We start from the raw sequence: 20661 nt of genomic DNA, 5'->3' as shown, positions 1-20661 counted from the left end.
GCCGCCGTGTTTCACAGCCAGTCGTCCTGCGGGGTGGCCGCGGTCAGGGCTTTCGCCGCGTCCACCGTCAGGGGCTCCCCGTGGGGCACGCAGACGGTCCGCGGCTCCAGGGCCGCCAGCCGGCGGAAGGAAGCCACCGCCGCCGCCCTGTCGAGGTTGAACGGGCCGAGCACGGCGCGGCCCTCCACGGTGGCGATCGTGTCGCCGGGGAACAGCACCCCCGTGTCGGGGAGGTACAGCGCGATGGACCCCGGCGTGTGCCCGGGCACGTGCAGGACTTGGACCGTCTCGCCCCAGTCGTCCGGGCTGTCGCCGTCGCGCAGTTCCGTGTCCACGCGGACGGGCGGGTTCGGCGGCGCCCCGGTCGAACCGAGTCCGGCCATGATCCGCTCGTGCAGCGCCCGCTCCTTCTCGGTGTGCACGGGAGGCGGCTCGGGCCGCTCGCCGCTGATGTACGGGGCGTCGGCGGCACCGGCGAGCACCCGGGCCCCCGTGGCGGACACAAGGCCGGCGGCCGACCCGGCGTGGTCGAGGTGGGAGTGGGTGAGGACGATCAGCCGTAGGTCCCCAGGCCCGCCACCGAGGGCGGCGACGGCGTCGAGGATCGCGGGCGCGCTGCCCGCCACGCCCGTATCGACGACCGCGAAACCGCCGCCGCCCAACCGCACGAGGTGAACGTGGCTGACGGGCAACGGGAGTTGCCAGACCCGCGAACCGAGCTGAATGAGTGTCATGCCGTGACGCTACCCGCCGATCACACCGCAGGCCGGGGCTTACGCCACGGGCAGATTGCGCGCACAGCGCACAGCACATCGCGCACTCCGCACTGCGGCGCGAAGGCGCCGAACCGCTCAGTGCAGCAGCAGGAACACCGCCGTCCCGGCCGCGATGGAGAGCAGGGTGGAGCGCCGCCACGTCTGGAGGGCCACCGTCACGGCGGTCGCCGCCAGTTCGGCGGGCCAGTCGGCCGGCACGGTGTGGGACGGCGGGAGCACCAGGTACACGAGCAGGATCGTCATCAGTCCCGCGGGCAGCAGCCGTCCCACCGCCTGCGCGACGCGGGCTTCGCGCAGGCGGCTCGCGATGGTGAACGGCAGCGCGCGGAGCGCGAACGTGATGGGTGCCGCGACGGCGATGACCGCCGCGACGCGGGCGGGCTCAGGCATCGCGCACCACCGCACGCTCCCCGTAGGCCGCGGCCGCGACGGTGCCCGCGACGAACAGCCCCATCGCCACGAGCAGGAACTGTCCCGGCGCCACGAGCCAGGCCACGACCGCGCACCCGAGCGCGTACAGCGGCACGCGCGCGGAGCGCAGGGCGCGCACCGCCTCGGTGGCGAGGACGGCGAAGAGCCCGGTCAGCACCCAGGAGAGGTCGGGCAGGTGGGCCGCCACCGCGCCGCCGACGGTGGCACCGAGCACGCCGCCGCCGACCCAGTAGGTCTGCAACAGGATCTGCATGGCCATGAGTTGCGGGCCCGTCAGGTCGCGGCCCGGTGGCACGGAGGTCAGGGCGTACGCCTCGTCGATGAGGGCGAACATGCCGTAGGCCCGCGCCAGCGGCCCGGCCACCCTGTGCAGCGGGAACGTGAGGCAGTAGAAGACGTGGCGCCCGTTGACGAGCAGCGTGGTCACGGCGACCGCGGCCGGCGACACGGGCGTGGCCGCGGTCGCCGCGGCGAGCAGCAGGAACTCGAGCGAGCCCGCGTAGACAAGCCCGCCGAAGGCGGGCGCCCACCACCAGGCGAGCCCCGACTGAACGACCAGTACGCCGAAGGCGATTCCCAGCGGCACCATGCCGAACGCGCAGGGCAGCGTCAGGCGCGCGACCGTGCGGAACGAATGTGCGGTTTCCATCATGGCGGCAAGCCTAGGCGGGTGAGCGCGCACGATGGTTGCTGAAAATTGCCCGTGGTGGAGCCCTCGCGCAATAATCGGACTGTGGATGACCTCGATCGCGCCATCATCATGGAGCTGGAAGCGGACGGCCGTATCAGCAACGCGGAGCTCGCGGCACGCGTCGGCCTCACCCCCGCCCCGTGCCTGCGCCGGGTCCGGCGCCTCGAAGAGGACGGTGTGATCACCGGCTATCACGCCCGGGTGGATCCCGAGGCGACGGGCCGCGGCTTCGAGGTGCTGGTCAACGTGGACCTGATGGTGAAGGACCGCGCCACCACCCTCGCGTTCGAGGACCGCGTCGCCTCGTTCGGCGAGGTCGTCGAGTTCCGCCGCATGTTCGGCCTGCCGGACTACTTCGTGCGTATCGCCACCGAATCCATCGAGCACTACGAGGAGTTCGTGACCCACGTGATGGACGTGCCGGGTCTCGCCCGGGTCGACTCGCACCTCACGATGAAACGCATCAAGTGACGCGCGGTGGCCCGGCCCCGGCCGTCACTTCGTGACGTGCGCCTCCATCCGTACGAGCCCCGCCACGCCGAACTGGAGGATGATCGGCAGGGTGTGACGGCTCGTCACGCCCTTGACGTGGTGGAAGGCCACCGTGGGCCCGCCGCTGGAGCCGAAGGTGGTGCTGCCGTTCGGCAGGATCTGGATGCCGGCCGTGTTCAGGGCGCCGTTGCCCTTGGTGCCCTTGGCACCCGTGAGCTTGCCGCGCGCCCCGCCAGGCGCGCCGACCATGTCGAGGTGGTCGGTGACCGTTCCTGAGTTGCGTACGGTCATGGAGAGCGTGCCGTCGCCCGACGCGTCGAGGTGCGCCACGGCCCCGGTGACCGTCACCACGGAGCTGTTGTTGCTCGCCTTGACCTCCCCCGGCGTGCCGCTCGGCGAGGGGGAGGCGGAGGCGCCGGACGACGAGTCGCCGCTGCACCCCGCGAGGCCGCCCACGAGGAGGGCGGGCAGTACGACCGCGGTGGCCGCCCTGGCGAGAAGGGTCTTCCGTGCGGGCTTCGCGTTACGTGCCATTCCTGCATTATGCGAGCGTGCGGTCGCGGCCGTGCGGGCGGGTCCGCTCAGGCGTTTCGCGTCGGCGCGTTCAGCGCGGCGTCGATCTCGTCCAGGTACGCGGTGACGGGCCCGAGGGTGAGCAGCCCGCTGCCCGCACCCGCGAGTTCCCCGGCGGCGGGGACGAGGGCGGTGCGTGCCCGCGCCAGTGCCTCCCCGTCCCCCAGCGTGAGGGCCGCGCGCGCGGCGAGGCACCACATCGCCTCGGTCAGCAGGTCGCCCGGCGGGTCGGGAAGGGCGCGCAGGGCGGCGCGCGCGGCTTCCTCGCGGTGCTCGGCCAGCAGGAGCAGCGGGAGGACCCAGGGTTTGTAGGGGCCCCAGTCGGTGTCCCGGGACCCGCCCGGGTCCGCGGGCTGCCCGTCGCGCACCCGCAGCGACAGCAGGGCGAGCGGCAGCAGGCCGCGCTCCAGACCCGGCATGCCCGCGCCGTCGAGCGCCGCCGCCGCACCCCGGTAGGCGGCGGCAGCCTCGGCCGCGGGCGCCGCACCGGTCGCGGCGAGGCGGAGCGCCCGGTACCAGCGGGTGAACACGTGCACCAGCGGCAGCTCGTTGCGTCGCGCCAGGGCGGCGGCCGCGTCCGCGTGCCGGTCGGCCGCGGCGAAGTCGCCCAGCGCGGAAAGGGCCTGGCAGCGGATCAGGTGGCCGAGCACCTCGTACGTGACCAGGCCGTGCCGCGCGGCGAGGGCGACGAGCTCCGCGCCGATGGCGTCACGCTCCGGTGCGAGTCCTGTGCGGTGGCAGGTCTGCATGAACAGCCCGTCGAGGGCGAACGCCAGCAGGGCGGGGTCGTCGAGGCCGCGGGCGATCCGTTCGGCGCGCAGGGCGGCCGTGCGGCCGCGTGACGGCGGGGCGCCTTCGGGCGTGGGCGGAGCGCCGCGGGTCTCCACGGCGATGGTGGCGAGCAGCCTGACCCTGGCGCTGTCGTGGCCGTCGTCCGGAAGGGCGGCGAGTGTGCGCTCGGCGGCTGCCACGACGCGGGCGGCCTGCTCGGGGTCGTCCACGCGGGTCCACACGGCGGGCACGTCGTACGCGCCGATCACGCGGGCCGTGAGTTCCGCGTCGCCGGTCTCCTCCGCGGCCAGGGCCGCGGCCACCCGGTGCTCGCGTGCCGCGAGGAGGCCGGGCCCGCCGGTGACCGCGAGGTCGCGCAGCAGTCCCACCGTCGATTCGAGGCGCGCGCGTGCGCCCACGGCCACGGTCCTGTCGTACGCGGCCGCCGCCCTGGCCCACACCTCCTCGGCGCCGCCGCCGGGACCGAGGTGCCCGGCCTGGGCGAGTATGTCCTCCTCCAGGCGGCGCAGCGCGGGGCCCGGCTCCACGCCGAGCCGGCCGGCCAGCAGGGCGCGGGCGCGGCGCAGGACCGCGAGGGCCTCGCCCTGGCGGCCGTCGCGGTAGAGGGCGCGCGCCAGCAGGCCCCAGGCGTTCTCCCGCCACGGATGCTCGGCGACGTGCGCGTCGAGGTCGGCGGCGGCCTCGGCGGCGAGGCCGAGGGCGAGCCGCGCCTCGGCCCGGGCCTCGACGGCCCGCAGGCGCAGTTCGGCGAGGCGCGCGCGTTCCGTGCGTGCCCAGGGCTCCCCGGCGAAGTCGGCGTAGGCGGGGCCGCGCCACCAGCCGATGGCCCGGTCGAGCCGCTCGGCCGCCTGCGCGGGCGCGAGGCCGGCCGCGGCGGTCACGGCGTGCTCGAAGCGCCAGGCGTCGACGGCGTCGCGTTCCGGGCGCAGCGCGTATCCGGGCCCCTCGGTGAGGAGAAGGCGGGGCGTCGCGCGCGGCGGCCGTTCGGGTTCGATGGCGCGGCGCAGGGCGGCGACGAAGGTGCGGACGGCTCCGACCGCGTCGGGCGGCGGCTCCTCCCACAGGTCCTCGACCAGGCGCGTGACGGGCACGACCCGGCGGCGGGCGACGACGAGCCGCGCGAGGACGGCGCGGTGGCGCGGGCCCTTCAGGGCGACCTGGCCGCCCTCGCCGTCCCACGCCCGCACGGGCCCGAGGACCCCGATGGCGACGCCCACGCCCGCACCGTCCTCTCCCGCGCCCGCGCCCCGTGCCGTTCGCCTGCCTGCTGGTCAGCGTAGGACGTGCTGATCGGATGCTCATCCGCGGCCGTGAGTCTTGAGTGGCTGGTCGCAGTCACCCAAGGAAAGGAACGCGAGCAATGGCTCCCGTCATCCCAGGCTTCGAGTACCACCGCGTGCCGGTCGCGGACGGCGTGTCCCTCAGCGTCGCCGTCGGCGGTGCGGGGCCCGCGATCGTCCTGTTGCACGGCTTCCCGCAGACCCACCTCATGTGGCGGCACGTCGCCACCCGCCTGGCCGCCGACCACACCGTGATCTGCCCCGACCTGCGCGGGTACGGCGCGAGCGGCAAGCCCGCCGAGTACGGCCTGGACACGTACTCCAAACGCACCATGGCTGAGGACGTCGTCGCGCTCGCGCGGGCGCTCGGCCATGACCGCTTCGCCCTGGCCGGGCACGACCGCGGTGCGCTGGTGGCATTCCGCGCCGCGCTCGACCACCCGTCCGCCGTCACACGTCTGGCCTGCCTTGACGTGCTGCCGACGCTGGACATGTGGGAGGCGATGCACGGCGCGGCCGCCGCCGTCGGCTTCCACCTCTATCTGATGGCACAGCCGCCCGGCCTGCCCGAGCGGATGATCGCCGCGGCCCCCGACGCCTTCTTCGGCCACTTCCTCGACGCCTGGACGAACGATCCGGCCGCGCTCCCGGCCGATGTGCGCGCCGCCTACCTGGACGCGTGCCGCGGCGCCGTGCCGTCGATCGTGGCCGACTACCGCGCGTCCGCGGGCATCGACGTGCGGCACGACGAGGCGGACCGCGCGGCGGGACGCCGGCTCGCCATGCCGGTCGCGGTCCTGCAGCAGGACTGGGGCGCCGCACTCGGCTACGACGCGGCGGCGCTGTGGGGCGCCTGGGCCGCCGACCTGCGCCATACGACGGTCACCTGCGGCCACTTCATGGCGGAGGAGGCTCCGGACGAGGTCACGAAGGCACTGCGCGATCTCATCGGCTGACAACGATCGCGGGGGCAGGGGACGTTCGTACCCGGCGCGATCCGCCGGGGTCTCGACAGAAGCCGGCATTCCGGTGACAGTGGTGGCGGCAGGCGCGCCGGCGGTCGCAGCCGGGCCGCCTGCCACAGCCACAGCGGAATCGGACGCGGGGCGCCGACCGCCCGTGTCCCCGATGCCGGCACCGTCCGGCGGAAGCGAGGCACCATGGCCGACGTGATCGTGATCCGCAAGCTGGACAAGAAGGAGACCACCGGCGACAGCGGCGGCAACGGCGGTTCCTGACAGGGCCGTTGCCGCGCGGTACGAGCGAGAGGAGTCCGCATGGCCGACGTGATTGTCATCCGCAAGCTCGACAAGAAGGAAACCACCAGCAGCAGCAACCAGAGCAGTGCCTGACCCTGCCGTTGCCGCCCGCGAGCGAGAGGAGTCCGGATGGCCGAGGTGATCGTCATCCGCAAGCTCGACAAGAAGGAGACCACCGGCGACAGCAACGCCAACGGCACCTGACGGGGCCGTGCTGTGCGAGACGGGGCCGGACCAGGCCCCGCGGTGAGGGGGCGCCTGCCGCGTGCGGTGGGCGCCTCGCCGGTCCCTCACGTCCCGAGGGGCCGGTCCACGTTCCCAGGGGGTCGGTCAGTGTGAGTACACCCGCAGCGCCGCGGCTCGCGCGGCCCCGGGTCAAGCCGGAGCACGCCGCGTACCGGACGGTGGACGGCAACGTGCGCATCGGGGGTGTGGTGTACGGGATCGGCTCCGAGATCGCCGACCCGCTCGGGTGGGTGTGGTCGCTGGTGTGCGCACTCGACGGCAGCCGCTCGGAGCCCGAGGCCGTTGCGGACGTCTGCCGGGCGCACCCGGACGTCGGTGAGGACGCAGTGCGGGCGGCGCTCGGGCAGCTGGTGTCCGCCGGGTACGTGGACGACGCGGCCGCCTGTCCCGACGGATTCTCCGCGCGTGAGCAGGAGCGGTACGGGCGTAGCGTGGCGTTCTACCGCTGGAGCGACCTCTCCGCACGCGCCTCGGCGTGGGAGGTACAGCGGCAGCTGCGTCAGGCGCGCGTCGTGGTGCTCGGCGTCGGCGGCACGGGCGGTTCGGCGGCGCATGCGCTGGCCGCGTCGGGCGTGGGGTCGCTGCACCTGGTCGACGGCGATGTGGTGGAGCTGTCCAACCTGAACCGCCAAGTGCTGTACGAGGAGGGCGACATCGGCCGCCCCAAGGTGGCGGCGGCGGCCGGGCGGCTGCGTGCGGTCAACCGTGACATCGAGGTGACAGCGGAGCGGCGGACCGTATCCGGCAGTGCCGAAATCGCCGCGCTGGTCGCGGGCTTCGACGTCCTGGCGCTCGCCGCCGACCAGCCGCGTGACATCCGCCGCGCCGCCAACTCGGCGTGCCTCGCGACCGGCACACCGTGGGCCACGGCGGGCTATCACGGCCCCGCAGTCCGCGCGCAGGCGTTCAGGCCGGGCGACGGCGCGTGCTGGGAGTGCCGGCACACCAGCGCCTACGCGGAGGCGGACCTGCGCCTCGCGCCGGGCCAGGACCCCGAACTGGCCTCGGCGCACCTGTCGCACAACCCCGTGAACGCGGTCTCGGCGGGTATGTCCGGCATGCTGCTCGCCCACGCGGTGCTGGCGCTGCTGACGGGCGTGCCCGCGCTGCCGTCGGGCAGCGGGTTCGGTGTCAATCTGGCGCTGCCGAGCGACACGGTGTGGGACCACGGGCCGCGTCTCGCCGACTGCCCGGCCTGCGGTGACGGCGCACGGTGAGCACGGCGGCGGGCGCGGCGGGCGCGGACGACAGCCGGGTCACCCTGCATCCGCTGCGGGGCAGGCGGGACGGCGCGGAGTGGATCGTGGGCCGGATGGACACCGGCGACTTCGTCGCACTGCCCGACGCCGGCCACGACGCGGTCGAACTTCTCGCCGCCGGCCTGACCGTCCGGCAGGCCAGGCAGGGGCTCGTGGACCGCACGGGACGCGAACTGGACCTGGCCGCGTTCGTCGCCGCGCTGGTCGATCTCGGGTTCGTCGCGGCGATCGACGGTGTCGCGGTGGCGTCGCCGCCCCCGGTGCGTCCGACCTGGCCGCGACTGCGCGAGGGGCACGTCCGCTGGCTGCTGCGTCCGGCGGTGTCCGCCGTGCCGTTGCTCGCGGTGCTCGCCGCCGTGGTGGCGGTGGCGCGGCGGCCCGCGCTGCTGCCCTCGTACCACGACCTGCTGTTCAGCCGGCACGGCAGTGTGGTGCTCGCGGTGGAGTTCGTGTGCGGCTGGTCGCTGGTGTTCCTCCACGAGCTGTGCCACCTGGTGACGGCGCGGGCGGCCGGTGTGCCCGGCCGGATCAGGATGGGGACGCGGCTGCAGTTCCTCGTCGCACACACCGACGTGAGCGGCATCGTGACGGCGCCGCGCCGGCACCGGCTGACGGTCTACCTGTCGGGCATCGCCTTCAACCTCACCGTCTCGGCGGGGTGCGTGCTCGCGCTCGCGGCGGGTCTCCCACCCGGCGGGCTGCCCCACCGTCTGGTGGCGGCGATCGCCGTCGTCTCGCTGCTCTCGCTGCCGTTCGAGTTCATGGTGTTCATGCGCACCGACGTGTACTTCGTGCTGGAGGACCTGGCGGGCGCGAAGGACCTGTACGGCGACGGCACGGCGTACGCGCGCCACCTGGTGGCGCGGGCCGGGCGCCGGCTGCGCGGCAGGCCCGCGCCGACGGATCCGAGCGAGGGCTTCGGGTCGCGGGAGCGGTGGGCCGTCAGGGCGTTCAGCGTGCTGCTGGTGGCCGGGACGGCCGCCTGTCTCGCGACGATGGCGGCGGTGACGCTGCCCGCCGACGTCGGGCTGCTCTCCGGTGCGGTCCGCCATCTGGCCGGTGGGCGGGGAACGTGGGACAGGTGGGACGCGACGGCCGTGCTGACCGTGCTCGGCGGCGGGCAGGCGGCCTGGGCGTTCCTGTGGTGGCGCCGGCACCGTGTGCGCGCGGCCCGGCTGGCCCGCCGCGTGCTGCGCCGGGCCCCGGCCAGGGCCCGCGCTCCACGCTGACACGACGGGTTCGTCCGCGCGCCGTGACCTCCGCGCGGTGCGGGCGTTTTCCAGACGTACACGAGCGATCTTGCGCAAACCGTTGACCGAGAAGTAACTCGCAAGTAACTTCCGCAGGGCGCCGCTCACTTCATGCCCGGCTCCGCCGGGCACCCTCACGCCTGACCCGAGGAGACCGCAGATGTCGATGCGCGCCCTGATCCGAGGACTCACCGCCGCCACCGCAGCCGCCGGCGCGGTGGCGCTCGGACTCACCGCCCCCACCGCCCAGGCCGCCACCCCCCTGCCGTACGTCGCGATGGGCGACAGCTACAGCGCGGGTTCCGGCATCCTGCCGCTCGACCCCACCGCCTCGCTGCTCTGCGCCCGCTCGACGGCCGACTACCCGCATGTCATCGCCTCCCGCACGGGAGACCGGCTCACCGACGTGACCTGCGGCGGAGCCGAGACCAAGGACTTCGCGGGCTCCCAGTACCCGGGAGTCGCCCCGCAGCTCGACGCCCTGGGCGACAGCACCCGGCTCGTCACGATGACGATCGGCGGGAACGACAACGGCACCTTCATCGACGCGCTCCTCGCGTGCGGTTCCGCGGGGATCGTCACGGTCGGAAACGGCGCGCCGTGCAAGGCCCTGTACGGGGACTCGTTCGACCGGACGATCGACAACAGCACGTACCCCGCCGTGCGCTCGGCCCTGCGGGCCGTGCGGGCCAAGGCGCCCAACGCTCGCGTGGCCATCCTCGGCTACCCGTGGATCGTGCCCGCCAAGGCCGACCCGTCGTGCTTCGTGAAGATGCCCATCGCCTCGGGTGACGTGCCGTACGTGAGGGACATCCAGACACACCTCAACGCGGCTGTGCGGCGGGCCGCCCGTGACACGGGGGCGACATTCGTCGACCTGTCGGGCGTGTCCGAGGGCCACGACGCGTGTGCGCCCGTCGGCACGCGCTGGATCGAACCGGTGCTCTTCGGCAGCAACTACGTGCCCGTCCACCCGAACGCGCTCGGCGAGCGGGAGATGGCGACCCAGACCCTGAAGGTGCTCGACGCAAGCTGACCGGCCGATCGCACTGGCCCGGCGCCGGCGGCGCCGGGCCAGTGTGGCGCCGCCGGGAGCCGCGCTCTAATATCGAACGCATGAACGAACTATGTCGTGCGGTCGCGCCCCTCCCCCGGCGCTCCGGCCGGGTGCGGGCCGGATGACGGAGGGCACACCGCCACCCTCTCGCCTCGCCCTCCTGCGGTTCCTGCGCCGCTACGTGGAGCAGGAGCTCGGCCGGATCGACACCTGGATCGCCCACGAGGAACGCGCGGCGGACGAGGAGCGGCGGGAGCACCGCAAGCGGCAGCAGGCACGCCCGCCCGCCGGGGACTGGATCATCAGCGACGCCAAGGGACCGCGCCCGGGGACGACGGTGTGGCTGCACACCGGCGGGTGCTGGGACCTGCGCCCCGGCATGCGGCCGCTCACGCGGGCCCAGGCGCTGGACGCGCTCGGCCGGGACGGCGTGCACGCCTGCCCGTCGTGCCGGCCCGACCGGGATCTCGGCGTGCTGGAGTGATGGCGGCCCGGCGGCCCGCACCCGAACGCACGAAGGCCCCGCCGGCGCTGCGGGAGCGCTGCGGGGCCTTCGTACAGACGTCCGGGTCTCGGACCGCGACTAGTGGGCGCCGCCCGCGAGGAAGCCGCCCTCGGCGTGCGTGATGCCGTAGGGGCCGCCCAGGTTGGTGTAGCTGCCGTGCCCGCCGATGAAGCCGACGCCGTGCTCGTGGTGGGCGTGGCGGCCGTGGTGGTGGCCGTGACCGTCCGCGAACGCCGTGCCGGTGACGGGGACGAGGGCGGCCATGCCCAGGGCGACGACGGCCGCGGCGCGGGCGATGTTCGTGCGCATTCGGTACCTCCTGCTGGTGAAAGGGACTTGGGTTCCTTCACCTGTCGCGCGGCACGCGTACCGAATCCGGCGGCGAGTTGCCTCTTCCGGGTGAGGTTCTTGCTCCGCCCTCAGCAGGCCGCGGCCCTCCGGGCCCAGCGGCTCCTCAGTCCTTCTTGGCGGCGACGCCCGCCCAGACCGGCGCCCTGTGCTCGTCCACCCGCATGTCCGCGCTGCCGATGTCGAGAGCCACGGGTTCCGGGCGCCACATGTGCGGCACCACGAGACCCGGCTCGACCAGCGAGAGGCCGTCGAAGAAGCCCAGGACCTCGTCCTTGGTACGACCCTGCAGCTGGGAGCCCGAGGACTCGAAGTCCGACTCGAGGCCGCCCACGCCGTCCTGGTCGAGGTCGCGCGCGAGGTGGGTGATCACCAGGAAGCTGCCCGGAACGAGCTCACCGACCAGGCGCCGCACGACCGCGTACGGGTCGGCCGTCTCAGGCAGCCAGTGCAGCAGCAGGCACATGCTGAGCGCCACCGGGCGGCCGAGGTCGAGGGTCTCGCGCAGCAGCGGCGAGGCGAGGATGCCGTCCGGGTCGGACGCGTCCGCGTCGATGTAGGCCGTACGGCCCTCCGGATCGCTGGTGTGCAGCGCGCGCGAATGGGCCAGCACGATGGGGTCGTTGTCCACGTACACGACCCGGCTGTCCGGGGCGACGGACTGGGCGGCCTCGTGCAGGTTGGGCTGTGTCGGGATGCCGGTGCCGACGTCGAGGAACTGCCGGACGCCGGCCTCGGCCGCCAGGTACCGCGTCGCCCTGAGCATGAAGTCCCGGTTGGCCCTGGCGGTCGGCTGCGCGGTGGGCACGTTGGCGACGACCTGCGCCGCCATGGCGCGGTCGGGCTCGTAGTTGGTCTTGCCGCCGAGCAGCACGTCGTAGACGCGCGCGGCATGCGGCCTGTCGGTCTTCAGATCGACCGGCTCGCGGTTGTCACCCCGTGTCATCCAATCCGATGTGTCCGGCATCGCGCTCCCACCCTTTCCCGTGCCAACTCCCCCGCACCATAGACCGTTCGGCGGACACGGGCAGCCACCGGCGTCGCGCCTACCGCCATCGCGCGCCCCTGAGGGGGCCGACCAGCTCGCAGGGCGCGGGCGCCGTCTCGCGCTCCCCCGCCGGCTCGGGCGCCGGCGCGGCGGCGGACCCGGGCTCCTCGCCGCACGCGACCGCCGCCCAGACCGCCTTGCCGTCGGCGCCGGGCGTGGTCCAGCCCCATGTCTCGCTCAGGCAGTCGATGATGTGCAGGCCGCGCCCCGACTGGGCGAAGTAGTCCGGCTCCCTGAGTTCGGGTACCGCCGTACTGCGGTCACAGACAGCGAACAGCACGGTGCCGCGGCGGCGCAGCAGGCCGAGCCAGAGCGCGGGCGCGGGCGCGTGCCGCGACGGCAGCGCGCCGAGCCCGTAGCGCAGCGCGTTGCTCAGCAGCTCCGAGACGATGAGCGCCGCGTTGTCCACCATGGGGCCCAGCGACCAGCCGTGCAGCGTGGAGCCGGTGAACTGCCGTCCCTCGCCGACCGCCTGGCCGTCGGCGGGCAGGGCGCGCGCCGTGAAGCGCGGGGCCGTGACCGTGCCGTCCTGCGGGAAGGCGTCGCGGGACACGCGCTGCAGCAGACGGTCGACGGTGGCCCCGTGTAAGGCACCTGATGGTCCGTTCGGGCGGCATGTCATCGCGATCTCCGTGGAGCAGCCGGTCATCACAAGCGGGTGATCGCCGCCCACTATCCACCTGAGGGGGATGGTGCCGCAACTGCATCTGCAATTACAGTCGAAGGAACGCAATTGCTGCATCAAGTGCAGATGCAATTGCAGAAGGTGACGCCTGCCCAGGCGGCGCCCGAGAGACAAGAGGAGCGGCTGGCATGCGGAAGACCGACAACGGAACGCGGTCCGACCTGATCGAGGGCGTCACCTGGACGAAGAGCCTGCACAGCGCCCCAGGGGGCAACTGCGTCGAGCTGGCCGCACTTCCCGACGGCGCCGTCGCGGTACGCAACTCCCGCCATCCGCAGGGCCCCGCGCTCGTCTATACGCGCGCCGAGATGGCCGCGTTCGTCGCGGGCGCGAAGGACGGCGAGTTCGACGGGTTCACCGGCTGACACCCGCCCACGGCGAGCGGGCCCGCGCCCATCCGCGGCGGCGGGCCCGTGCTCACCCGGAGCGACGATCCGTGCCCCTGCTGTACGCGACGGGGTCCGGGGTGGAACACTGGGGTGTTCGTGTCCACGTAGTCGCCATACGGGAGTTGTCATGACCGCCATGCCGCGGCCGAACGGTGAGCAGTCCTCGCTGAGGCACTACCTGGACCGGCCCCAGATCGGCCCGACAGCGCTGCGCGTCCTGCTGGGCGGGCGCCTGCGCCGTCTGCGGCAGGAGCGCGACATCACCCGCGTGCAGGCGGGCAAGGAGATCCGCGCGTCGGACGCGAAGATCACCCGCCTCGAACGCGGCCAGGTCGGCTTCAAACAGCGCGACGTCGCCGACCTGCTGACGCTGTACCACGTCCTGGACGAGGCCGAGCGTGCCGACTACGTGGAGATGGCCAGGCAGGCGAGTCTGCCGGGGTGGTGGCACCGGTACAACGACGTGCTGGAGAGCTGGTTCGAGCTGCACGTCGGCCTCGAAGAGGCGGCGTCCCTCATCCGCACGTACGAGGTCCAGTTCCTACCCGGACTGCTCCAGACGCCCGAGTACGCCCGCGTCGTCACGCGTCTCGGCTACCCGGACGCGCCGGAGTCGAAGATCAACCGCCTCGTCGAACTGCGCATGGAGCGCCAGAAGCTGCTGACGCGCGGCGGGGCGCCGAGACTGTGGGCCGTGGTGGACGAGGCCGTGCTGCGCCGCCCGTTCGGCGGGCCCGCGGTGGTGCGCCGCCAGATGGAGCACCTCATGGAGGTCGCCGAACTGCCCAACGTCACCCTGCAGATCGCCCCGTTCAGCGTGGGCGCGATGGCCGCGGCGGGCACGCCGATCACGATCCTGCGCTTCAGCGAGCCCGACCTGCCCGACAAGGTCTACCTGGAGAACCTGACGGGCGCGGTCTACCTGGACAAGCAGGAAGAGATCGACCAGTACTCGCTGATCATGGACCGGCTGGTCACCGAGGCGAACCCGCCCCAGGAGGCCGCGGACTACCTCAAGGGCCTCATCGACCAGTACTCCTGACGCCGCCTCCGCCGTCGTGCACGGGGGCATCACGAGGGTGGTGAGACTGCCGACGGGCCAGGCCCTGAGGTGAGTTCGCGGCACGTCGGGGCCGGCCCCCGCGTCGAGCGTGCCGGTGCAGGCAGCACCAGGGTGCGCCGGCGCTCGTCGCGCCCAGCCACGCGGCGCCCTCCAGGTCCGCTGCGGGCGGCCGGGGCACAGCCGCGGGGCGCCGCGCTCCGGGGAACTCCTCGCGCTCGGTGACCGGCGCGACGGCAGGGGTGTGCCTCCTCGCGGGTGCCAGGACGGCTCGTGCCTCCCGTTCCGGGTCGCGTGGAGGCGCAGGGCGCCCGTGCGGACCCCGCCTTGGCTCCTTCCAGGAGCGACCCGCAGGGACAATGCGCGCATATGGGGCGTTACGGGTGGAATACTGCGGCACTCAGCACGCCGACCGCCCGGACCCTGAGCGGCCACCGGCGCCCGTACCCAGGAGACGCCCGTGTCCCAGCCCGCCAGCCTGCTCGCGGCAGTCCTCCTGCCGCCTTCCGCGGCGCCGGGCGGCGTGACGCCCGGTGACCTCTCGGCCGCGCGGGCGCAGATGGGCTTCTCCCTGGCGTGGCACATCGTGGTGGCCTGCCTCGGCGTGGGCCTGCCGCTGCTGACGCTCGCCGCCGAGTGGTACGGGATCCGCACCGGTAATCCGGCACACCGGCTGCTGGCAAGGCGCTGGGCGCGCGCCATGGGCGTGCTGTTCGCCGTCGGGGCCGTGTCGGGGACGATCCTCAGCTTCGAGATGGGGCTGCTGTGGCCGGGGCTGATGGGCAGGTTCGGCCAGGTCATCGGGTTGCCGTTCGCGCTGGAGGGCATCGCGTTCTTCATCGAGGCGATCTTCCTCGGCATCTACCTGTACGCGTGGGACCGGCTGCCGCCCCGGCTGCACCTGCTCACCGGCGTGCCGATCGTGGTGGCGGGCATCCTGTCCGCGTTCTTCGTGGTGTGCGCGAACGCGTGGATGAACCAGCCGCGCGGTTACACGCTGCGCGGCGGCCGGGTCGTCCACGTCGATCCCTGGGCGGCGATGCTCAATCCGGCGAGCCCGCCGCAGAGCGTCCACATGGTGCTGGCGGCCCTGGTTGTCTCCTCGTTCCTCACGGCGTCCGTGTACGCGGTGGCCCTGCTGCGCGGCCGCCGTGACACCTACCACCGCACGGGGTTCTTCATCCCGTTCGTCCTGGGAGCCGTCGTGACCCCGTTCCAGCTGGTCGCCGGGGACTGGGCGGCCCGGTTCCTCGCCCACTTCCGGCCGACGAAGCTGGCCGCCATCGAAGGGGTCTTCCACACGCACTCCCACGTGCCGCTGACCGTGCTCGGCTTCGCGGACGGCGACCGGCTGCGCTACGGCCTCGAGATCCCCGACGGCCTCTCCCTGCTGGTGGGTTACCGGCCCTCCACCGTGATCAAGGGGCTCGACCGGGTGCCGCGCGAGGACTGGCCGACCGTCACCAGCGTCCACCTCTCGTTCGACGTGATGGTCGGGCTCGGCTGCTTCCTCCTGCTGATGGGCGTCTGGCTGCTGCTGGCGTGGTGGTGGGGCAGGCGCACCGGCACCGCACCGCTCGCCGTGCGGGGCACGCGGCTGTTCCTGCTGCTCGCCGCCGTGGCGGGGCCCGCGGCCGTCGTCGCCCTCGAGTGCGGCTGGTGCGTCACGGAGTTCGGGCGCCAGCCGTGGGTGGTGTGGGGTGTGATGCGGGTCCGCGACGCGGTGAATCCGGCTCCCGGGCTGATGACCGGGCTGTGGCTCGTGCTGTTCGTCTACGCGGCGATGACCACGGCCGCGGTGTACGTGCTGCGGCGGATGACCCGCGACACGCCCGTGCCCGTCGCTCCGCAGGAGAGCGACGTCGAGGAGTACCCCGTGGCCTGACCCGGTTCGCGTCCCGCCTGTTCCCATCGAGCCCGCACACACCGGGAGACGACCGTGCTCGCAGATCTGACGCTCGCCGTGACGTGGGCGGGTCTCACCTGCTATGCCTTGTTCGCCGGGGCCGACTTCGGCGCCGGGTTCTGGGACCTGCTCGCCGGACGCGACACGCGCGGCCTGCCGCAGCGCCGGTTCATCGAGCACAGCATCGGGCCGGTGTGGGAGGCCAACCACGTCTGGCTGATCTTCGTGCTCGTCCTGCTGTGGGCGGGCTTCTCGCCCGTCTTCGCGGCCGTGCTGTCGACCCTGTACATCCCGCTGACGCTGGCCGCCCTCGGCATCATCGCCCGCGGTGCGGCGTTCGCCTTCCGCAAGGCCAGCGTCGAGCTGTGGCAGCAGCGCCTGTTCGGGGCGTGCTTCGCCCTCTCGTCCGTCCTGACGCCGTTCTTCCTCGGCACGGTGGCGGGCGGCGTCGCCTCGGGCCGGGTGCCGGCCGGTATCGCGGCGGGAGACACCGTGACGAGCTGGGCCAACCCCACCTCGTTCCTCGGCGGCGTGCTCGCGGTGCTGGCGTGTGCGCACCTCGCTGCCGTCTACCTGTGCCAGGACGCCGCGCGCGGCGGCGACGCGGCGCTGGCCGCCCAGTTCCGCCGCAGGGCCGTGCTGAGCGGGCTGGCGAGCGGTGTGGTCGCGCTGGCGGGCATCGCGATCCTGCACGAGGACGCGACGGTGCTCTTCCACGGCCTCACCCACCGGGCGCTGCCGCTCGTCGTCGTCAGCGCGGTCGCCGGCGTGGCGGGGCTCGTGCTGCTGGTGAGGGACCACTTCGTGTGGGCGCGCGCGGTGGCCGCGCTCGCGGTGGCCGCCATCCTGTGGTCCTGGGGCGCCGCCCAGTACCCGAACATGCTGGTGCCGTCGACGACCGTCAGCGACGCCGCCTCGACGGACGCGGTGCTGGCGGCATGCCTGATCTCGCTGGCCGTCGGGTTCCTGCTCCTCGTCCCGTCGCTGTGGCTGCTGTACGCGACCTTCCAGCGCGAGCAGCCTGCGCATGCCGACGCCGGCACGGACAGCACCGGCTGACCGACGCGGGGCCGCGGGGCACGATCAGCCGGTCGCCGACACCGTTGTGCGCGGCGCCGCCGAAGCCGCGCGGGGTCCGGCCGCACCTCGTGGGCGATCGACGGGGCCCACGTCCCTCGGCAGCGGCCAGGGTCACCTCCCGCAGGCGCGGCAAGCCGCCTGAACGGCCGAGTGCCCACAGGGCGGTGGCCGACACGCGGCCCGGGCTCGCGCTCCGCCGCCCGTCGCCATGACGGGGGCCAGTGGGCGGCGGATACTGAGGACATGTCCCAGGTGAGGAGCGCGCGGCGGCGAGGAGCGGCTGAGCGCTGCCGGCGCGCTCGTCCACGGGGATGATCTGATGGCCGCGGATCGCAGTCGTGGGCACGACCTTGTAAGGAGATTCCCGTGAAGATGCTGATCAACGTGGCGGAGACCGTGGTGGCTGACGCGCTGCGCGGCATGGCCGCCGCTCATCCCGCCCTCTCCGTCGATGTCGAGAACCGGGTGGTCGTCAGGCGTGACGCGCCCGTCGCAGGCAAGGTCGCCCTCGTCTCGGGCGGCGGGTCCGGGCACGAACCGCTGCACGGGGGTTTCGTCGGCCCTGGGATGCTGTCGGCGGCCTGCCCGGGCGAGGTGTTCACGAGCCCCGTGCCGGACCAGATGGTCCGGGCGGCCGCCGCCGTGGACAGCGGCTCCGGGGTGCTGTTCATCGTGAAGAACTACACCGGGGACGTGCTGAACTTCGACATGGCGGCCGAGCTCGCGGAGGACGAGGGCATCCAGGTCGCCAAGGTGCTCGTCAACGACGACGTCGCGGTGACGGACAGCCTGTTCACGGCGGGCAGGCGCGGTACGGGCGCCACCCTCTTCGTCGAGAAGCTCGCCGGTGCCGCCGCCGACGCGGGCATGCCGCTCGAACGGGTCGAGTCGATCGGCCGGCAGGTCAACGCCGCCTCGCGCAGCTTCGGCGTGGCGCTGACCGCGGTCAGCACGCCGGCGAAGGGCAGCCCCACTTTCGACCTGCCGGAGGGCGAGCTGGAGCTCGGCATCGGCATCCACGGGGAGCCGGGCCGCGAGCGGCGCGCCATGATGACCTCCAGGGAGATCGCGGACTTCGCCGTGGGCGCCGTCCTCGACGACCTCAAGCCGCGGGGACCGGTGATCGCGCTGGTCAACGGGATGGGCGGCACGCCGCTCCTTGAGCTGTACGGATTCAACGCCGAGGTCCAGCGGGTGCTGGAGGAGCGCGGTGTCTCCGTGGCCCGTACGCTCGTCGGCAACTACGTGACGTCCCTCGACATGGCGGGCTGCTCGGTGACCCTGTGCGAGGTGGACGAGGACCTGCTGGCCCTGTGGGACGCGCCGGTGGCGACGCCCGCCCTGCGCTGGGGCCGCTGAGCATGAGGAGAGACGACGTGGCAGAGCAGGAGCCGGGCACGGGCCTGGACGCGGCCTTCTTCACCAGGTGGCTCACCGCCTGTGCGGCCGCGGTGGAGCGCGAGGCCGCGCATCTGACGGACCTGGACGCGGCGATCGGCGACGCGGACCACGGGAGCAACCTCCAGCGGGGTTTCCGCGCCGTGGCGGACGCGCTGGGCAAGGACGAGCCCGCCACCCCGGGTGCCGTGCTGACGCTCGCGGGCCGTCAGCTGATCTCGACGGTCGGCGGGGCGTCGGGGCCGCTGTACGGGACGCTGCTGCGCCGCACGGGCAAGGCGCTGGGCGACGCGCCCGCCGTCGGCAGGGCGGAGCTGGCCGAGGCGCTCGGCCAGGGCGTCGCGGCGGTCGCGCAGCTGGGCGGCGCCAAAGCGGGCGACAAGACGATGCTCGACGCACTGGAGCCGGCCGTGACCGGGCTCGGGCAGTCGTACGCGGACGCCGCGCGCGCCGCCGCCGACGCGGCGGAGGCGACGACCCCCCTGCAGGCGCGCAAGGGCAGGGCCAGCTACCTGGGCGAACGCAGCATCGGCCACCAGGACCCCGGCGCCACGTCGGCGGCGCTGCTGATCGGCGTGCTCGCCGAGACGGCGGAGGCCGGGCGTTGAGCGCCGGCGGCCAGGTGGGCATCGTGCTCGTGTCGCACAGCGCGGCGGTCGCGTCCAGCGTCGCCGAGCTGGCCAGGGGGCTCGCGGGCGGCGGGGCGACGGCCCCGGTGGCGGCGGCGGGAGGCACGCCGGACGGCGGGCTCGGCACCAGCTCCGAGCTGATCACCGCCGCCGCGGCCGAGGTCGACGGCGGCGCGGGCGTCGCGCTGCTCGTGGATCTCGGCAGCGCGGTGCTGACGGTGAAGACGCTGCTCGCGGACGGGGACGAGCTGCCGGACGGCGCCCGCCTCGTGGACGCGCCGTTCGTGGAGGGCGCGGTCGCCGCGGTGGTGACCGCGTCGGCGGGCGGCGACCTCGACGCGGTGGCGGCCGCCGCGTCGGAGGCGTACGGCTACCACAAGGATTAGCCGCCCCCGCGAGGGGCCCGCGTCGCCTGCGGGCTCCTCGCGCGCGTGCGGTGGCATCCGCGCCCGCCTCGCTGGGCAGTCACTGAGGGGCGCCTCGCGCGCCCTGCACGGGACGCGGCGACGGGACGAGCGACACGCTCGGGGCGGGAGCGACATGGACGCGCACAGCACCTGGGAGTTCACGGACGACAGAGGCCTGCGGGTCACCGCGGCGAGCCGCCCCACGCGGCTCGTCGCCTACATCCAGGCGGGCGCGACGCTGTGGGACCACGGCCTGCGCCCTGCGGGCGTCTTCGGCTCCCACCACGACGGCGGGGCGCAGGACCCTGCCAAGGCCGGCGGCCTGCCGCTGGAGGAGATACGGTCCTTCGGCTCGGGCAGCGGCGTCGACATCGAGGCGCTGGCCGCGGCGGAACCCGGCCTGGTGGTGGCGGTGACGTACGGCGGTGACCAGGTCTACGGGCTCGATCCCGACGCCGCCAAGCACCTCGGCGAGCAGGTACCGGTGGCGGTGATCGACGTGGGCACGTCGCGTTCGCTCGCGCAGGTGCGCGGACGTTTCACGGAACTGGCGCGGGCGCTCGGCGCGCAACCGGATGCGGCCGCGCGCGGCGAGGAGGAACTGGCGCGCGCTGAGGCGAGGCTGCGGTCACTGGCCTCGCGGCCGGCGCGGCCCCGTGTGCTGGCGCTGTCAGCGGCGGACGAGCGGACGGCGCACCTGGCGCGCCCCGCCACGTGGCCGGGCCTGCGCGCCCTCGGCGAGCTCGGGGTCGAGCTGGTGGACCCGGAGGGTGAGGGCGGGGCGAACTGGCGCACGGCCGAATGGGCCGAGGCCGCCGCGCTGCGGCCCGACATCGTGCTGGCGGACGTACGCGCCAACGCGGCCCCGCCGCGCCTGCTGGCGGGCAACGCGTCCTGGAGCGCGATGACCCGGCGGGCGCAGGTCCTCCCGTGGAACCCGGAGAATCCGGCGAGCCACCGCGCGCACGCCGGGTGGCTCGACACGGTGGCCGACGCGATGTGACCGGCCGGCGCGCCCAGAGGGCGCAGGCCGCGCCGGAAGGCCGAGGCACCGGGCTCGGCGGCCGTACTGCCCGGTGGGGCAGACCCGCGCGGCCGT

The 20661-nt window shown here is 74.0% G+C and carries 22 protein-coding genes; 14 read left to right on the top strand and 8 right to left on the bottom strand.

The features are described from left to right. Positions 1–11 precede the first annotated feature (11 nt). From IH48_RS0110265 to IH48_RS0110255, 3 genes are all read right to left on the bottom strand, one after another. Entirely contained in the window at positions 12–734 is a 723-nt protein-coding gene (locus IH48_RS0110265; protein ID WP_030902097.1) for an MBL fold metallo-hydrolase, read from the bottom strand. Between the two features lie 117 nt (positions 735–851). Next, positions 852–1166 carry a branched-chain amino acid transporter permease gene (locus IH48_RS0110260; RefSeq protein WP_030902095.1) on the bottom strand — a complete coding sequence of 105 codons (315 nt, stop codon included), beginning with the start codon at positions 1164–1166 and terminating at the stop codon, positions 852–854. Continuing rightward, entirely contained in the window at positions 1159–1860 is a 702-nt protein-coding gene (locus IH48_RS0110255; protein ID WP_051839494.1) for an AzlC family ABC transporter permease, read from the bottom strand. The genes IH48_RS0110260 and IH48_RS0110255 overlap by 8 nt, the downstream gene beginning before the upstream one ends. An 81-nt stretch (positions 1861–1941) precedes the next feature. Between IH48_RS0110255 and IH48_RS0110250 the strand changes: the two genes are divergently transcribed. Beyond that, on the top strand, positions 1942–2370 hold the full coding sequence (locus IH48_RS0110250; protein WP_030902091.1) for an Lrp/AsnC family transcriptional regulator: 429 nt from the start codon (positions 1942–1944) through the stop codon (positions 2368–2370). 24 nt (positions 2371–2394) lie between these two features. Here the strand turns inward: IH48_RS0110250 and IH48_RS0110245 are convergent, their stop codons facing one another. Together IH48_RS0110245 and IH48_RS0110240 are read right to left on the bottom strand one after the other, a co-directional pair. Then, positions 2395–2925, bottom strand: a complete 531-nt coding sequence (locus IH48_RS0110245) for a hypothetical protein (RefSeq protein WP_051839492.1) — start codon at positions 2923–2925, stop codon at positions 2395–2397. A 47-nt stretch (positions 2926–2972) separates the two neighbouring features. Continuing rightward, complete coding sequence (locus IH48_RS0110240; RefSeq protein ID WP_030902087.1) at positions 2973–4973, bottom strand: AfsR/SARP family transcriptional regulator; 2001 nt, start codon at positions 4971–4973, stop codon at positions 2973–2975. Positions 4974–5116: 143 nt separating this feature from the next. Here IH48_RS0110240 and IH48_RS0110235 point away from each other — a divergent pair, with 143 nt between their 5' ends. From IH48_RS0110235 to IH48_RS0110215, 5 genes are all read left to right on the top strand, one after another. Then, positions 5117–5992 carry an alpha/beta fold hydrolase gene (locus tag IH48_RS0110235; protein WP_030902085.1) on the top strand — a complete coding sequence of 292 codons (876 nt, stop codon included), beginning with the start codon at positions 5117–5119 and terminating at the stop codon, positions 5990–5992. A 638-nt stretch (positions 5993–6630) separates the two neighbouring features. Next, positions 6631–7758 carry a HesA/MoeB/ThiF family protein gene (locus tag IH48_RS0110230; protein WP_030902083.1) on the top strand — a complete coding sequence of 376 codons (1128 nt, stop codon included), beginning with the start codon at positions 6631–6633 and terminating at the stop codon, positions 7756–7758. After that, a complete protein-coding gene (locus IH48_RS0110225; protein WP_199809926.1) occupies positions 7755–9029 on the top strand; it encodes a M50 family metallopeptidase in 1275 nt (424 codons plus the stop codon). The genes IH48_RS0110230 and IH48_RS0110225 overlap by 4 nt, the downstream gene beginning before the upstream one ends. Before the next feature lie 181 nt (positions 9030–9210). Next, positions 9211–10086, top strand: coding sequence for an SGNH/GDSL hydrolase family protein (locus tag IH48_RS0110220; RefSeq protein ID WP_030902079.1), 876 nt, complete (start codon positions 9211–9213; stop codon positions 10084–10086). Between the two features lie 142 nt (positions 10087–10228). Continuing rightward, positions 10229–10591 carry a DUF6233 domain-containing protein gene (locus IH48_RS0110215; protein ID WP_030902077.1) on the top strand — a complete coding sequence of 121 codons (363 nt, stop codon included), beginning with the start codon at positions 10229–10231 and terminating at the stop codon, positions 10589–10591. 99 nt (positions 10592–10690) lie between these two features. Here IH48_RS0110215 and IH48_RS0110210 read toward each other — a convergent pair whose 3' ends face one another. The 3 genes from IH48_RS0110210 to IH48_RS33135 form a co-directional block, all read right to left on the bottom strand. Continuing rightward, positions 10691–10921: a hypothetical protein gene (locus IH48_RS0110210; protein ID WP_030902075.1), complete on the bottom strand. Its 231-nt coding sequence runs from the start codon at positions 10919–10921 to the stop codon at positions 10691–10693. 145 nt (positions 10922–11066) lie between these two features. After that, positions 11067–11906 (bottom strand): SAM-dependent methyltransferase, encoded by an 840-nt coding sequence (locus IH48_RS0110205; RefSeq protein WP_234434196.1) that lies wholly within the window; start codon positions 11904–11906, stop codon positions 11067–11069. 100 nt (positions 11907–12006) lie between these two features. Continuing rightward, positions 12007–12561: an ATP-binding protein gene (locus IH48_RS33135; RefSeq protein ID WP_199809925.1), complete on the bottom strand. Its 555-nt coding sequence runs from the start codon at positions 12559–12561 to the stop codon at positions 12007–12009. A gap of 260 nt (positions 12562–12821) precedes the next feature. Here IH48_RS33135 and IH48_RS0110195 point away from each other — a divergent pair, with 260 nt between their 5' ends. The 8 genes from IH48_RS0110195 (at position 12822) to IH48_RS0110160 (ending at position 20565) form a co-directional block, all read left to right on the top strand. Further along, complete coding sequence (locus tag IH48_RS0110195; protein ID WP_030902072.1) at positions 12822–13058, top strand: DUF397 domain-containing protein; 237 nt, start codon at positions 12822–12824, stop codon at positions 13056–13058. A 151-nt stretch (positions 13059–13209) separates the two neighbouring features. After that, entirely contained in the window at positions 13210–14124 is a 915-nt protein-coding gene (locus IH48_RS0110190; RefSeq protein WP_030902071.1) for a DUF5753 domain-containing protein, read from the top strand. Positions 14125–14602: 478 nt separating this feature from the next. Continuing rightward, complete coding sequence (locus IH48_RS0110185) at positions 14603–16027, top strand: cytochrome ubiquinol oxidase subunit I (RefSeq protein WP_420705464.1); 1425 nt, start codon at positions 14603–14605, stop codon at positions 16025–16027. A 54-nt stretch (positions 16028–16081) separates the two neighbouring features. Next, a complete protein-coding gene (locus IH48_RS0110180) occupies positions 16082–17107 on the top strand; it encodes a cytochrome d ubiquinol oxidase subunit II (RefSeq protein ID WP_030902067.1) in 1026 nt (341 codons plus the stop codon). A 387-nt stretch (positions 17108–17494) separates the two neighbouring features. Next, on the top strand, positions 17495–18487 hold the full coding sequence (gene dhaK / locus IH48_RS0110175) for a dihydroxyacetone kinase subunit DhaK (RefSeq protein ID WP_030902065.1): 993 nt from the start codon (positions 17495–17497) through the stop codon (positions 18485–18487). Positions 18488–18489: 2 nt separating this feature from the next. Continuing rightward, positions 18490–19134: a dihydroxyacetone kinase subunit DhaL gene (dhaL, locus tag IH48_RS0110170; RefSeq protein ID WP_051839582.1), complete on the top strand. Its 645-nt coding sequence runs from the start codon at positions 18490–18492 to the stop codon at positions 19132–19134. Beyond that, positions 19131–19541, top strand: coding sequence for a PTS-dependent dihydroxyacetone kinase phosphotransferase subunit DhaM (locus IH48_RS0110165; RefSeq protein ID WP_030902062.1), 411 nt, complete (start codon positions 19131–19133; stop codon positions 19539–19541). Before dhaL ends, IH48_RS0110165 begins: the two co-directional genes overlap by 4 nt. Before the next feature lie 154 nt (positions 19542–19695). Next, the gene (locus IH48_RS0110160) at positions 19696–20565 is read left to right on the top strand and encodes an ABC transporter substrate-binding protein (RefSeq protein ID WP_030902060.1); all 870 of its coding nucleotides are present in this window, start codon (positions 19696–19698) and stop codon (positions 20563–20565) included. Positions 20566–20661 lie beyond the last annotated feature (96 nt).

Origin of the sequence: Streptomyces sp. NRRL F-5126, assembly GCF_000721265.1 — a bacterium.
Taxonomy (GTDB): domain Bacteria; phylum Actinomycetota; class Actinomycetes; order Streptomycetales; family Streptomycetaceae; genus Streptomyces.
The sequence above is the reverse complement of the archived record's forward strand: the minus strand, read 5'-3'. Positions and strand labels throughout refer to the sequence as shown.

Coding starts and splice junctions, on each gene's coding strand:
- IH48_RS0110245 (WP_051839492.1), bottom strand. CDS start 2,925: ATGGCACGTAACGCGAAGCCCGCACGGAAGACCCTTCTCGCCAGGGCG.
- IH48_RS0110220 (WP_030902079.1), top strand. CDS start 9,211: ATGTCGATGCGCGCCCTGATCCGAGGACTCACCGCCGCCACCGCAGCC.
- dhaL (WP_051839582.1), top strand. CDS start 18,490: ATGAGGAGAGACGACGTGGCAGAGCAGGAGCCGGGCACGGGCCTGGAC.
- IH48_RS0110235 (WP_030902085.1), top strand. CDS start 5,117: ATGGCTCCCGTCATCCCAGGCTTCGAGTACCACCGCGTGCCGGTCGCG.
- IH48_RS0110160 (WP_030902060.1), top strand. CDS start 19,696: ATGGACGCGCACAGCACCTGGGAGTTCACGGACGACAGAGGCCTGCGG.
- IH48_RS0110215 (WP_030902077.1), top strand. CDS start 10,229: ATGACGGAGGGCACACCGCCACCCTCTCGCCTCGCCCTCCTGCGGTTC.
- IH48_RS0110205 (WP_234434196.1), bottom strand. CDS start 11,906: ATGACACGGGGTGACAACCGCGAGCCGGTCGATCTGAAGACCGACAGG.
- IH48_RS0110255 (WP_051839494.1), bottom strand. CDS start 1,860: ATGATGGAAACCGCACATTCGTTCCGCACGGTCGCGCGCCTGACGCTG.
- IH48_RS0110190 (WP_030902071.1), top strand. CDS start 13,210: ATGACCGCCATGCCGCGGCCGAACGGTGAGCAGTCCTCGCTGAGGCAC.
- IH48_RS0110195 (WP_030902072.1), top strand. CDS start 12,822: ATGCGGAAGACCGACAACGGAACGCGGTCCGACCTGATCGAGGGCGTC.
- IH48_RS0110265 (WP_030902097.1), bottom strand. CDS start 734: ATGACACTCATTCAGCTCGGTTCGCGGGTCTGGCAACTCCCGTTGCCC.
- IH48_RS0110260 (WP_030902095.1), bottom strand. CDS start 1,166: ATGCCTGAGCCCGCCCGCGTCGCGGCGGTCATCGCCGTCGCGGCACCC.
- IH48_RS0110210 (WP_030902075.1), bottom strand. CDS start 10,921: ATGCGCACGAACATCGCCCGCGCCGCGGCCGTCGTCGCCCTGGGCATG.